General features: G+C 59.2%; 14 protein-coding genes. 12 read left to right on the top strand and 2 right to left on the bottom strand.

Features of this window, described 5'->3' with window-relative positions:
- Positions 1-18 precede the first annotated feature (18 nt).
- Entirely contained in the window at positions 19-486 is a 468-nt protein-coding gene (smpB, locus tag FKG95_RS10615) for an SsrA-binding protein SmpB (RefSeq protein ID WP_142896328.1), read from the top strand.
- Positions 487-516: 30 nt separating this feature from the next.
- On the opposite strand, the gene FKG95_RS10610 is transcribed toward smpB, so the two are convergent.
- Complete coding sequence (locus tag FKG95_RS10610) at positions 517-1,170, bottom strand: uracil-DNA glycosylase (protein WP_142896327.1); 654 nt, start codon at positions 1,168-1,170, stop codon at positions 517-519.
- Positions 1,171-1,184: 14 nt separating this feature from the next.
- Complete coding sequence (locus FKG95_RS10605) at positions 1,185-1,805, bottom strand: LabA-like NYN domain-containing protein (RefSeq protein WP_142896326.1); 621 nt, start codon at positions 1,803-1,805, stop codon at positions 1,185-1,187.
- Positions 1,806-1,966: 161 nt separating this feature from the next.
- On the opposite strand from FKG95_RS10605, the gene folK reads away from it, so the two are divergent.
- The 11 genes from folK (at position 1,967) to parC (ending at position 13,144) form a co-directional block, all read left to right on the top strand.
- Positions 1,967-2,461, top strand: a complete 495-nt coding sequence (folK, locus tag FKG95_RS10600; RefSeq protein WP_142896325.1) for a 2-amino-4-hydroxy-6-hydroxymethyldihydropteridine diphosphokinase — start codon at positions 1,967-1,969, stop codon at positions 2,459-2,461.
- A 213-nt stretch (positions 2,462-2,674) separates the two neighbouring features.
- Positions 2,675-3,094: a DNA-directed RNA polymerase subunit omega gene (gene rpoZ, locus FKG95_RS10595; protein WP_142896324.1), complete on the top strand. Its 420-nt coding sequence runs from the start codon at positions 2,675-2,677 to the stop codon at positions 3,092-3,094.
- A gap of 153 nt (positions 3,095-3,247) precedes the next feature.
- The gene (locus FKG95_RS10590) at positions 3,248-5,389 is read left to right on the top strand and encodes a RelA/SpoT family protein (protein WP_142896323.1); all 2,142 of its coding nucleotides are present in this window, start codon (positions 3,248-3,250) and stop codon (positions 5,387-5,389) included.
- A 104-nt stretch (positions 5,390-5,493) separates the two neighbouring features.
- On the top strand, positions 5,494-6,105 hold the full coding sequence (locus FKG95_RS10585) for a DUF2062 domain-containing protein (RefSeq protein ID WP_142896322.1): 612 nt from the start codon (positions 5,494-5,496) through the stop codon (positions 6,103-6,105).
- Positions 6,102-6,872, top strand: a complete 771-nt coding sequence (locus tag FKG95_RS10580) for a pyridoxine 5'-phosphate synthase (protein WP_142896321.1) — start codon at positions 6,102-6,104, stop codon at positions 6,870-6,872. The genes FKG95_RS10585 and FKG95_RS10580 overlap by 4 nt, the downstream gene beginning before the upstream one ends.
- Positions 6,873-6,981: 109 nt before the next feature.
- The gene (acpS, locus tag FKG95_RS10575; RefSeq protein ID WP_142896320.1) at positions 6,982-7,386 is read left to right on the top strand and encodes a holo-ACP synthase; all 405 of its coding nucleotides are present in this window, start codon (positions 6,982-6,984) and stop codon (positions 7,384-7,386) included.
- Positions 7,387-7,582: 196 nt separating this feature from the next.
- Positions 7,583-8,287: a signal peptidase I gene (gene lepB / locus FKG95_RS10570; RefSeq protein ID WP_142896668.1), complete on the top strand. Its 705-nt coding sequence runs from the start codon at positions 7,583-7,585 to the stop codon at positions 8,285-8,287.
- A complete protein-coding gene (rnc, locus tag FKG95_RS10565) occupies positions 8,274-9,095 on the top strand; it encodes a ribonuclease III (protein ID WP_142896319.1) in 822 nt (273 codons plus the stop codon). The genes lepB and rnc overlap by 14 nt, the downstream gene beginning before the upstream one ends.
- On the top strand, positions 9,085-10,026 hold the full coding sequence (era, locus tag FKG95_RS10560; RefSeq protein WP_142896318.1) for a GTPase Era: 942 nt from the start codon (positions 9,085-9,087) through the stop codon (positions 10,024-10,026). Before rnc ends, era begins: the two co-directional genes overlap by 11 nt.
- Positions 10,027-10,065: 39 nt before the next feature.
- Positions 10,066-10,806 carry a DNA repair protein RecO gene (recO, locus tag FKG95_RS10555; protein WP_342779221.1) on the top strand — a complete coding sequence of 247 codons (741 nt, stop codon included), beginning with the start codon at positions 10,066-10,068 and terminating at the stop codon, positions 10,804-10,806.
- Between the two features lie 103 nt (positions 10,807-10,909).
- Positions 10,910-13,144: a DNA topoisomerase IV subunit A gene (gene parC / locus FKG95_RS10550; RefSeq protein ID WP_142896317.1), complete on the top strand. Its 2,235-nt coding sequence runs from the start codon at positions 10,910-10,912 to the stop codon at positions 13,142-13,144.
- Positions 13,145-13,181 lie beyond the last annotated feature (37 nt).

The raw sequence follows: 13,181 nt of genomic DNA, 5'->3' as shown, positions 1-13,181 counted from the left end.
GCCTGATTGAAATCAGATATGGCAGCCAGTGCAAACAACCTTGTCGCGCAGAATAAACGCGCGCGGCACGATTACTTTATCGAGGATGTCGTTGAAGGCGGTCTCGTCCTGACCGGCAGCGAGGTTAAGTCGTTGCGTCAGGGGCGTGCATCGATCCTGGAATCCTACGCCAGCGAGGAAAATGGCGAGATGTTCCTGGTGAACGCGCATATCCCGACCTATGACGCCGCCAACCGCTTTAATCACGAACCTAAACGGCCTCGCAAGATCCTGCTGAAACGCAGGGAAATGGCGAAGATGATCGGAATGGTGCACCGGGAGGGCTATACGGTGGTTCCCGTAAGCCTCTATTTCAACAAACGCGGCATCGCCAAGGTCGGGCTGGGGCTTGCCCGCGGCAAGAAGCAGGTCGACAAACGCCAGACTGAGAAAAAGCGGGACTGGCAGCGGGATAAGGCCCGCCTATTGCGCAGCAAGACGCTGTAAGGCCAGATCCGGGAAAACCAGACCTGGGGACTAGTCCTCTGGATCGAGCCGGTTGCGCACCGATCGAAACACGTCCTCGAACATCTCTTCCGTCAGGCGCCCTGTGTTCGTGTTGTAGCGGGAGCAGTGATAGCTATCGATCAGCAGAAGGCCATTGGGCAATTCATGGACGGAATTGTGCGCAAACTTACAGTGGCTTTTGCGTAAACCCAGTGCACTCAGAACCGATCCGTGGGCGATACCCCCCAGAGCGACGAGAGCTTTTAACCGGGGCAAAGTCGTGAGCTCGGAGGTCAGGAAACCAAGACACTCCTTGCTCTCCTGGGTCGTGGGTTTGTTTTCCGGCGGCACGCAGCGAACAGCGTTCGTGATCCTGCAGTCGTGCAGGCTGAGGCCATCGTCGGGCCGTTTGTCATAGTCGCCACGTGCGAAGCCGAATTTCTTCAAGGTCGCGTAGAGCAGGTCACCGGCATAATCACCGGTGAAGGGACGGCCGGTCTGATTGGCTCCCTTGAGGCCGGGTGCGAGGCCGACGATCAGGAGTCGGGCGTCCAACGGCCCGAACGAAGGGACCGGCGCATTGTGGAAACTTGGAAACTTTTCCTGGTTGGCATGCCGAAATGCGCTCAAGCGCGGACAGATCGGACAGTCGGATGCAGGTGCATCCGGTGCTGCAATGGACATCTACTAAACCGGATTTAGGCCGATTCGGCCTCGAAAACGTCATCGTAATCGTCGAAGTCGTCTTCCTCAACACCTGGTTCGGGCGCCGGGCGCCGAGTCTCGCCGCCACTCTGGCGTTCAATTTTCGGCTGCAAATCGTAAATGTCCAGGAAGCTGTCAGCCTGCCTGCGCAGCTCGTCGGCAACCATCGAGGGTTGTGAGCGAACCGTGGAGACGACAGTCACACGCACGCCCTTGCGCTGAACCGCCTCGACCAGTCGTCTGAAGTCACCGTCACCGGAAAAGAGCACGATGTGATCCAGATGTTCGGCCATCTCAAGGACATCGATCGCCAGTTCGATGTCCATGTTTCCTTTGATCTTCCGGCGTCCCGTGGCGTCCGTGAACTCTTTTGTCGGCTTAGTCACCATGGTGTAGCCGTTGTAATCAAGCCAGTCGACAAGCGGGCGGATCGGCGAGTATTCCTGGTCTTCGATCAGGGCGGTGTAATAGAACGCTCTGATCATATTGCACTGACTTGCAAAAAGGCCTTGCAAGCGTTTGTAATCAATATCAAAACCTAATGCTCTTGCGGTTGCGTAAAGGTTTGAGCCGTCAATGAATAACGCTACCTTCTCTTGTGGGTAGAAATTCATGTTAATTCCTTACGCTGGTGTAAAAACGAATAACTGATTGCATTTAAATCTACTAAAGATTGAATTGGCGGTAAGGCCTCTAATGGGCTTTTATCCATTTGTAATAATACTTAGAACAAATTGACCTGTCAGCAAGAGACAAAAATCAGGATAGCGATTTCGTGATCTTAATCGGAATAGGTGCGAACTTATCAACTCCTGGCTTAGGGACGCCCAGGAATGCTTGCGAAGTTGCGCTTCGAGAGCTGGAAAAGCAAGGCATTGCCATTGAACGCAGATCCCGCTGGTATCGGAGCGAGCCCGTTCCGGTTTCCGATCAGCCCTGGTACATCAATGGCGTCGCGCTGTTGCAAACGCCGCTTCCGCCCGACGAGTTGCTGCAAAGGCTGCACGGGATCGAGAACAGCCTCGGGCGCGTGCGCAAGGTTCGGAACGAGGCCCGTGTGATTGATCTGGACCTGCTTTCGTACGACGGGTTGGTATCGCAACCCGGGGCGTGCCCGATCCTGCCGCATCCTCGCCTGTTGGAGCGGGCATTCGTGGTGCTGCCGCTTGTCGAGGTCGCGCCGGAGTGGCGGCATCCGGTAACCGGCAAGTCGGGCAAGGACCTGATTTCCGGGCTGCCGGCGGGGCAGGTAACCGAATTGGACGGCTGAACGGCAATTAAACGGCCGTTAACCATGTTCTGAATGGCGGCAAATGGCCGGGTGACGAGAAGCCTGCAGCCCGCCGCGTCAAACGATTCCAGGAATGAGCCTAAACACCGCGAAATACTTGACAAACCGGCTTGCGTAACACACCTCAGAAGCCTATAGTCCGCGGCCTCAGGTCCCTGACAAACTATAGTTATTAATCGGAGCTCCGAATTCATGGCGCGCGTTACCGTTGAAGATTGCGTTGTAAAAATCCCAAATCGCTTTGAGCTGGTTATGCTGGCCGGGCAGCGGGCCCGCGACATTTCGTCCGGCGGAAGCCTGACCGTCGAGCGCGATAACGATAAGAATCCGGTCGTCGCCCTGCGTGAAATCGCCGAGGAAACCGTGAGCGTCGAAGCGCTGGGCGAAGAATTGGTTCAGGGCTTGCAAAAGCATATCGAGACCGACGAGCCCGAAGACGATATGCCCGAATTCGACGAACCGATGGTCGATATGGCCAAGGCTGCCGGCGAAGAGATGGTTGCTGCCGGTGTTCTCGGTGTCGAGACCGCCGATGGCCCGGTTGCAGAGGGTGGAGACGCGATTTTGGGCGGTGATGCGGCATCAGGCGAAAACGGTCCGGAAGTCGCCTGATCAAGTGGACGTTGGCATCCGTGCCTTTGAGTGACACACCATCAGGAAGACCGCCCGGGTTCACGGAGCTGGTCAAGGTAAAGCGCCTGCTCGTAATTCCTGTTTGGGAATTTGTCCGATAGGATAAACACCAGACGATAGGGCAGGCGCTGAATGATCCGACAGTTTGAGCTTGTAGAACGGGTTAAGGCCTACGATCCCAATGTGGATGAGGAGGCCCTCAACCGCGCCTACGTCTACGCGATGAAGTATCACGGCTCACAAAAGCGCGAGTCGGGAGACCCCTACTTTTCCCATCCGATTGAAGTTGCGGGTATTCTTACCGAGCTCAAGCTCGATGACGATTCCATTATCACCGCGCTGCTGCACGACGTCGTCGAGGATACCGAAGCGACTTTGGCGGACGTTGAGAAGGTGTTCGGCAAGGATATCGAGCGCCTGGTGGATGGTGTTACGAAGCTGACGCGGCTCGAGCTGCAGTCCGAACAGACCAAACATGCTGAGAACTTCCGCAAGCTGGTGCTGGCGATGTCCGAGGACATCCGTGTGCTTCTGGTGAAGCTTGCCGACCGTCTTCACAACATGCAGACCTTGCGGTTTGTAAAGTCTCCTGAGAAGCGTCGCCGGATTGCCCGTGAAACCATGGATATCTATGCACCGCTGGCCGAGCGCATCGGGATGCAGCGCTTTAAGGACGATCTCGAGGACCTTTCCTTCGCGGAACTGAACCCGGACGGACGGCAGTCTATCCTGGCGCGGCTGGAGTTCCTGAAAGGGCAGGGGGACGATCTCTCGGTCCGGATTGTGGATCAGCTGCAGGCGGACCTTGCGGAGCACTCCATCGACGCCAAGGTATCGGGCCGCATGAAGACCCCGCATTCGATCTGGCGCAAGATGCAGCGCAAGGACGTGACCTTCGAGCAGCTCTCGGACATCATGGCCTTCCGGGTTGTGGTCGATGACATCAAGGACTGCTACGCGGCGCTGGGTGTGCTGCACGGCACCTATCCCGTGGTGCCGGGCCGGTTTAAGGATTATATCTCGACCCAGAAACCCAACGGTTACAGCTCTCTCCACACCTGCATCATCGGCCCCGAACGCCATCGGATCGAAGTTCAGATCCGCACCACCGAGATGCATGAAATCGCCGAATACGGCGTCGCCGCGCATTGGGTCTACAAACAGGGACATAACCGCGAGGGGCGGCAGTATCGCTGGCTCCGCGAACTCCTGGATATCCTCGAGCATGCCTCCAATCCCGAGGAGTTTCTCGAGCATACCAAGCTCGAGATGTTCCAGGACCAGGTCTTTTGCTTCTCACCCAAGGGCGACCTGATTGCCTTGCCGAACGGCTCAACGCCGGTGGATTTTGCCTACGCGGTCCACAGCGAGATCGGAAACACCTGCGTCGGTGCCAAGGTGAACGGGCGCATGGTCCAGTTGCGCTCAATCCTGAAGAACGGCGATCAGGTCGAGATCATCACGTCAAAAGCCCAGACACCATCGCCGGATTGGGAGAAGTTTGTCGTCAGCGGCAAGGCGAAGGCCTGTATCCGCCGTTTTGTGCGCCTGAAGGAAAAGGATCAGTACGGCGAACTCGGTATGCAGATCCTGCAAAAGGCCTTCCGGCTCGAGGGTTACGACTTCACCGAGAAAGCGCTGGCCGGCGTTTTGAAGAAATTCCGCTGCGATGCCCTGGAAGACCTTTATTTCCGGGTGGGCCAGGGGCATTTGACCGGGCGTGAGGTGCTGGTTGCTGTCTTCCCGGGCGCCAAGGAAGAGAGCAAGCCGCAGATGACGGCGCCCGCGCCGCGGGCGAAGACCAAGTCATCCAAGCCTTCCGACAATGCAGTCCAGATCACCGGCCTGATCCCGGGCATGGCGGTGCACTATGCGCACTGCTGTCATCCGCTGCCGGGTGACCGGATCGTCGGTATCGTGACCACGGGCAAGGGCGTTACGGTTCACACCATCGACTGTGAGACACTGGAGACCTTCCAGGAGACGCCGGAGCGCTGGGTCGATGTGTCGTGGGATTTCAAAGACAGTGACGAACGGCACACTGGCCGTTTGCATCTGGTTGTTGCCAACGAACCGGGGAGTTTGGGCGGACTATCAACAATCATCGGTAAGAATTATGGCAATATTAGTAATCTTAAGATTACTAATCGTTCCGTCGATTTTTTCGAGATGCTCATCGATGTCGAGGTTCAGGACGTCAAGCATCTCAGCAATATAATTGCCGCTTTGCGTGCAACAGCCGTTGTGATTTCAGTCGATCGGGCGCGCGGATAACCGCTTCTTGATTGGCCGTTACAGCGTAAGCACGTTAGGTGGTAACAGTAGATTTCGGTGTGGCGGCGAGGGCTGCCGCATCCATCAAGGTGTAAACGCGCGGCATGTTTCAACGACGTAATCCTCTCCCCTGGGCCAAACGCTTAGCCCAGATTCTCTGGCCTAAGCAGGGGTGGCGCCGCGCAGGATCCTATGTCGCGCACCGTCTCAGGCGCTTGCCGGGGACGCCCTACCGGATTGCGGCGGGGTTCGCGAGCGGCGCGGCGGTTTCCTTCACGCCTTTTCTTGGACTACATTTCCTGATGGCCGCCGTTCTGGCGCTGGCTTTGCGCGGAAACCTCATGGCGGCGGCGATCGGTACGGTCGTAGGCAATCCCTGGACCTTTCCGCTGATCTGGGCCTGGATCTACAATCTGGGTACCTGGATGATGGGCGGAAATGGCACAGCCGACGACTTCAGCGTGACCTACCTGCTTCAGCACCCCACCTTTATTTTTGAAAACTTCCGGAGACTGTTTATTCCCATGGTGATCGGGGCCGTGCCGACGGCAATCGTGGCATGGTTCTTGTGTTTCTGGCCATTGCGCCGCATGGTTGACCGTTACCAGACGGCGCGCCTGCGGCGGCTGCAGAAAAAAATGGAGCGCAAGCGGCGAAAGCAGGCGGCAACGGCTGCGGCGCTGCCTTACGATCATGTGGCGGAGACAAGAAGATGAGTGATTATCTGCGTTTAGGGGTGAACATTGATCATGTGGCGACGATCCGCAACGCCCGCGGCGGACGCCACCCGGATCCTGTGCGCGCGGCCCGTATGGCGGCGGCGGCAGGGGCCGATGGAATTACCGCGCATCTCCGCGAGGATCGCCGTCACATCAGCGATGACGATATCGAGCGTCTGGCCAAGGACATCGATCTGCCGCTGAACTTCGAGATGGCCGCGACCGAAGAAATGATCGGTATTGCCCTGCGCTACAAGCCCCACGCGGCCTGTCTGGTGCCTGAGAAACGCACGGAGGTTACGACGGAAGGCGGGCTGGATGCGGCGGGCGGCCTGGAGGCCTTGCGCCCGGTCGTCGATCGCCTGGCCGAGGCCGGAATTCGGGTCTCCCTCTTTATCGATCCCGATAGGGCTCAGCTTGAAGCGGCCGTCGCGCTGGGCGCACCGGTGGTCGAGCTGCACACCGGCGCATACTGTGAGAGTCACATCGAGCACGGTGACGGCCCGGAGACGGCGGCGGAGCTGCGGCGGATCGTCGAGGCGGCCGCAATCGCTCGGGAGCTCGGCCTTGAGTGCCATGCCGGCCATGGACTGACCTTCGATACTGTTGCGGACGTTGCGGCGATCCCGACCATCATGGAGCTAAACATCGGGCACTTTCTGATCGGAGAGGCGATTTTCAGCGGTCTGGACAGCTCCATCAAGCGGATGCGTGCTCTGATGGATAAGGCACGGGCCGAAGCGGGCGGTGCGCGCACCGCGTAACCGGTATTTCTTGGCGGATCACGCGGTCACACTATGTGGTAGGAGCTGATTCGCGCTTTCTATCGGGTCAGTGCGACAGGATCCGGCTTCCAGGTGGCAGAGGTATTTGATGATTTTGGGAATCGGTAACGACCTGATCGACATTCGCAGAATCGAGAAGTCCCTGGAGCGTTTCGGCGACCGCTTCACAAACCGCGTCTTTACCGAGCTTGAGCAGGCCAAATCAGAGCGCAGAGCGCAGCGGGCCGCCAGCTATGCCAAGCGTTTCGCAGCGAAAGAGGCCTGCGCGAAAGCCCTGGGCACGGGTGTGCCCCGCAGGGGCGTTCACTGGCGTGATCTTGGGGTTGTCAATCTGCCGTCCGGTAAGCCGACGATGGCGCTGACCGGCGGTGCGGCGGAGAGGCTGCGCGAATTGACGCCCAAAGGGATGACAGTGCAGGTCGATCTGACTATAACCGACGACTTCCCGCTGGCGCAGGCCATCGTGATTATTTCTGCCGTGCCGACGTCCTGATGCGGTTGGCGGCATAGTGATAAGACCTCCGGCAGACTGCCGTTCAGCCATGCTTTCAGGCGGTGACCATCCAAAGGTCAGCCGGAATGCGGATAGCCAAGGACCTGATTGAAGAATGTCGAAAAAGCAAGAGAGCCCCGATGTGGATGCGGAATCGCAGGTCTCGGATAACGGCGAGAAAGCTCCCGGCGCTGCCATGGAGACCATCAAGACGGTTGTTTATGCCGTCCTGATCGCCTTTTTCGTGCGCACCTTCGCATACGAGCCCTTCAACATTCCCTCCGGTTCCATGAGGCCGACCCTTCTGGTGGGCGACTATCTTTTCGTCTCCAAATTTTCCTACGGCTTCTCGCACTACTCCTTCCCCTTTAGCCCGAAGATATTCCGGGGCCGGGTTCTGTTTGACGAGCCTGAGCGCGGCGACGTGGCGGTGTTCAAAAAGCCGGGTGAAAACAAGACTGATTACATCAAGCGCATCGTCGGCCTACCCGGCGACACCATTCAGGTGACCGGCGGCGTCCTGCACATCAACGGCGAGGCGGTGAAGCGTGAAAAGATTACGGACCGGCCTGAACGGAATTCCTACAACATGCCCGAAACCGCGACGGAATACCTGGAGACCCTGCCGAACGGCCGCCAGTATCTGATTTGGGAGTTTGGAGACAGCCTTCGCTTCGACAATACGCGGGCTTTTAAGGTGCCGCCGGGACACTATTTCGGCATGGGGGACAACCGTGACAACAGCCTCGACAGCCGCGGCATTGGTCCTATCCCGGCGGAAAATCTGATTGGGCGCGCCGAGTTCCTTTTCTTCTCCCACGACAGTTCGGCCCGTTTCTGGGAGATCTGGAAATGGCCGACGGCGATCCGCTTCGGACGGCTCGGTGATGGAATCGACTGATTTTGCCGTGAGTGACGATCATAAAAAGGACCAGAAGCCTCATGGTTCGGCGCCTGACAGCCGGGAGCGCGAGGGCCTTGAGAGCGAAAACCGTAATGACCGGGGTGGCGCGCCGCCGGAAGCCCTCGCCAAGACGCTAAGTTACGTCTTTCAGGAACCGGGCCTGCTGAAACGAGCGCTGACCCACCCGAGCGCGGCCATGAAGCGCAAGGCCGGCGTGGCGGACAGCTATGAGCGTTTGGAGTTCCTCGGCGACCGCGTACTGGGTTTGATCGTTGCCGATATGTTGCTGCGGCGATTTCCCAAGGAAAGTGAGGGCGCGCTTGCCAGGCGCCATACCGCTCTGGTCCGCCGGGAGACCCTGGCTGATGTCGCGGGTGATCTGGAGGTCAACCGATACCTGCGCCTTGCGAAGGGGGAGGATGAAGCCGGAGAGCGCGAAAACCCGGCAATCCTCGCAGATGCCTGCGAGGCCGTGATTGGCGCGCTCTATCTCGATGGCGGACTGGAGACCGCGCGGCGGGTTGTCGAAACGGCTCTGGAGCCCTACCTCAATTCTGCGGGGAAGCCGCCTCAAGACGCGAAAACCGGCTTGCAGGAATGGGCACAGGCCCGGGGTCTTCCTCTGCCTCAGTATCGGGAAGTCGGGCGCGAGGGCCCGCCGCATCAGCCGACCTTCTCGATCGAGGTCTGCGTCGAGGGCCATCCTCCTGAACGGGGCGAGGGGCGCTCGAAACGTATTTCTGAACAAAGTGCGGCGCAGGCGTTGTTGAAACGCCTAAAGGCCGGAGATCAACATGACCGATAGCGCCAAGTCCGACCGCGAGACACAAGAAGGCGGCAACAGCCACCGCTGCGGTGTCGTGGCTTTGCTTGGAGCCCCCAACGCCGGAAAGTCGACGCTGCTCAACGGCCTAGTCGGCGCGAAGATTTCCATTGTGACCCACAAGGTTCAGACGACTCGGGCCCGGATCCGCGGCATTGCCATGGAGGGCGACAGCCAGATCGTTCTGGTCGACACACCCGGTATCTTTGCGGCCGAGAGAAGACTCGAGCGCGCCATGGTGGCTGCGGCCTGGGCCGGTGCGCGGGATGCGGATTCGATCGTGCTGATTTACGACGCGTCCCGAAAACGCATCGACAAAGACACCCGGATGATTATCGATGGCCTGAAGGAAACCAACCGCCGGGCGGTGCTGGTTTTAAACAAGATCGATGCGATCAAACGCGAGCGTCTGCTGGAGCTCATCGCGCTCTTCAATGCCGAAGGAATCTTCGATGAGACCTTTATGATCTCCGCGCTCAAGGGCGACGGCGTGAAGGATCTTATGAGCTATCTGGCGGCGTCGGTGCCTTCCGGCGAATGGCTGTTTCCGGATGACCAGCTTTCCGACCTGCCCATGCGCCTTTTGGCCGCCGAGGTGACCCGGGAGAAGCTCTTCCTGCATCTGCATCAGGAATTACCCTATGCTCTGACGGTCGAGACCGAAAGCTGGGAAGATTTCCAGGACGGCAGCGCTCGACTGGAACAGACCATCTATGTTCAGCGGGATCAGCACAAATCGATCTGTCTTGGAAAGAAAGGCCAGATGATCCGGCGCATCCGTGAGGAGGCGCAGGCCGAACTCCAAGAGATGACGGGACGAAAAATACATCTCTTCCTCTTCGTCAAGGTTCGGGAACGTTGGGTCGACGATCCCGAGCGCTACCGGGAATGGGGCCTGGAGTTCAATGCCTGAGCGCCGGACGGCCCCCCCGCAAAGACCGCAGGTCCCGGGATGATCGAATGGACCGACGACGGGATCGTGTTGTCGGTGCGTCCCCACGGCGAAACCGCGGCCATCATCCATGTCCTGACCCCGGAGCGGGGGCGTCATGCGGGATTGGTACAAGGCGGGCAGGGGCGTAAGGCCCGTGCGATCTATCAGCCGGGAAACCGTCTTGTCGTGACCTGGTCCGGGCGGCTGGCCGACAACCTGGGCAGTTTTAAATGCGAGCTTGAGACCAGCCACGCGGCACGCCTGTTGGATCAACCCAGGCGCCTGACCGCCTTGACTGCAGCGGCGGCGATCTGCGAGCGCGCCCTGCCGGAACGGGAAGCCCATCCGGCCTGTTTCCATGGCTTTCTGGCGTTGCTCGATGCGCTTGAGGGCGATCACTGGGCCGAAATCTATGTGCGTTGGGAACTCGGTTTGCTGGCAGATCTTGGATTCGGATTGGATCTTTCGGCCTGCGCGGCGGGTGGTGACAACGATCAGCTGGCCTATGTCAGTCCGCGGACGGGACGGGCGGTCTCTCTTGCCGCCGGTGAACCTTACCGGGACAGGCTGCTGCCTTTACCACCCTTTTTGATCGGGCGAGGCGCGGGCGGCCCCGAGGAAGTCGCCCAGGGTCTTCAGCTCTCGAGCTATTTCCTCGAGCGGTCGGTTTTTCATCTGCAGGATCGTCCCCTGCCACCGGCACGCGAGCGTCTCGCCGCACTTTTTCCGCTTCCCGGCCAGGATGATGATCCGACTTAGGTGAAGGCCCAAAATGCCCTGTAAAAATCACATCTGACCGAGCGCAATCGGTTGTCATGCGGCAGCACTCAGGTACTATATCTGGTAGCCTGATGAGGAGAATATGAGTCAATCCGTTGTACCAGCTGCCGGTGGCGAAATCCGTGACGTTCGTCTCACCGAAGCCCTATCCGACCGCTATCTGAGTTACGCCCTGTCCACCATCATGGCCCGGTCGCTGCCCGACGTGCGCGACGGCCTGAAACCGGTACACAGACGTCTCGTCTATGCCATGCGGCAATTGAAGCTGGACCCGAACTCCGGCTTTAAAAAATCTGCCCGCGTGGTCGGTGACGTTATCGGTAAGTTCCATCCTCACGGTGATCAGTCGATCTATGACGCGCTGGTGCGGCTGGCGCAGGAATTTGCCTTGCGGTATCCCCTGATCGACGGTCAGGGAAATTTCGGCAACATCGACGGCGATAATGCCGCGGCGATGCGATACACCGAAGCGCGCATGACCGCTGTCGCGACCGCATTACTCGAAGGCATCGACGAGGACACCGTCGACTTCCGGCCGACCTACGACGGCGAAGCCGAAGAACCGGTGGTCCTGCCCGCCAACTTTCCCAACCTGCTGGCAAACGGATCTCAAGGTATCGCGGTCGGCATGGCCACTTCGATCCCGCCCCACAATGTGGGTGAAATCTGTGATGCCCTGATTTATCTGATCAAGACCCCGAACGCCGGGTTCGAAAAACTCGTGGACTTTATTCCAGGGCCGGACTTTCCGACCGGCGGCGTCCTGGTGGAAGGCCGTCAGTCGATCCTGCAGGCCTACAGCACGGGGCGCGGGTCTTTCCGGGTCCGTGCGCGCTGGGAGCAGGAAAACCTGAAAGGCGGCGGCTATCAGATCGTCGTCACGGAGATTCCGTTCCAGGTCGCCAAGTCCCGTCTCGTCGAAAAAATCGCGGAACTCCTCACGGCCCGCAAGCTCGCCATGCTGGGCGATGTGCGGGACGAATCGACGGATGAGGTGCGGCTGATCCTTGAACCCAAAAGCCGGAACGTCGACCCGACAGTTCTGATGGAATCGCTGTTTCGGCAGACCGATCTGGAGACCCGCGCAGGCCTGAACATGAATGTTCTGGATGCGGACAATACGCCCAGAGTCATGAACCTGCGCGAGGTCCTGCAGGCCTTCCTCGATCACCGCCTTGTGGTGCTGGAGCGGCGGACGAAACACCGGCTGGAGAAGATCGCGCGGCGGCTCGAAGTCCTGGAAGGCTATCTGATCGCCTACCTGAACCTGGATGAGGTGATCCGGATCATCCGCGAGGAGGACGAACCCAAAGCCGTGATGATGGCCCGCTGGGATCTGACTGATGCGCAGGCCGAGGCGATTCTCAACATGCGCCTGCGCTCCCTGCGCAAGCTGGAAGAAATCACGATCCGGAAGGAACACGACGAGCTTTCCGCAGAACAGGCCGACCTGCGGGATCTGATGGCCGACGAGAGCCGTCGTTGGAGCGAGATTTCAGGCCAGGTTCAGGGCATCAAGAAAGCCTTCGGGCCGAAAACCGAGATCGGGGCACGCCGGACGGAGATCGGTGCGCCGCCTTCTGATGTGGTTATCCCCATGGAGGCGGTGGTCGAACGTGAACCCATTACGGTTCTCTGTTCCTCCAAGGGCTGGATCCGCGCCATGAAGGGGCACATCGAGGATGTCTCCGACGCCAAGCACAAGGAAGGTGACCGGGGCCGCTTTGCTGTACATGCGCAAACCACGGATAAACTGCTGATTTTCGCGACCAACGGCCGGTTTTATACGATCGGCGGCGACAAGCTGCCCGGTGGCCGCGGTTTCGGCGAACCCTTGCGCCTGATGATCGACCTGCCCAACGACCAGGACATCGTCGGCCTTTTCGTCCATGATCCGGAGAGAAAGCTGATTGTCGCCTCGGCGGACGGACGCGGATTCCAAGTCGCGGAAAAAGACGTGGTTGCCCAGACGAAAGCGGGCAAACAGGTTTTGAATCTCTCTCCCGGAGTCGAGGCGGCCATCTGCGCCGCGGCCGAGGGCGACATGGTGGCGGCGATCGGTGAAAACCGTAAACTCCTGGTGTTCCCTCTGGACCAGGTGCCGGAAATGAGCCGTGGACGCGGTGTGATCCTACAGCGCTATAAGGATGGCGGTCTCGCGGATGTCAAAACCTTCTCCATGGCCGAGGGCCTGACCTGGTCGATCGGGTCGGGCCGTAAACGCACGGAGACGAACCTTGAAGCCTGGCTCGGCAACCGGGCCGGTTCCGGCCGCCTGCCGCCCAACGGTTTTCCGCGCTCCAACAAATTCGGCTGACAAAGCGGTTTGCGCGGCGCGGCGAAAGGCTTAAAAG

Source organism: Denitrobaculum tricleocarpae, assembly GCF_007004665.1.
GTDB classification, from domain to species: domain Bacteria; phylum Pseudomonadota; class Alphaproteobacteria; order Kiloniellales; family Kiloniellaceae; genus Denitrobaculum; species Denitrobaculum tricleocarpae.
Note: the sequence above shows the minus strand (reverse complement) of the source record. Positions and strands in the feature narration are given on the sequence as shown.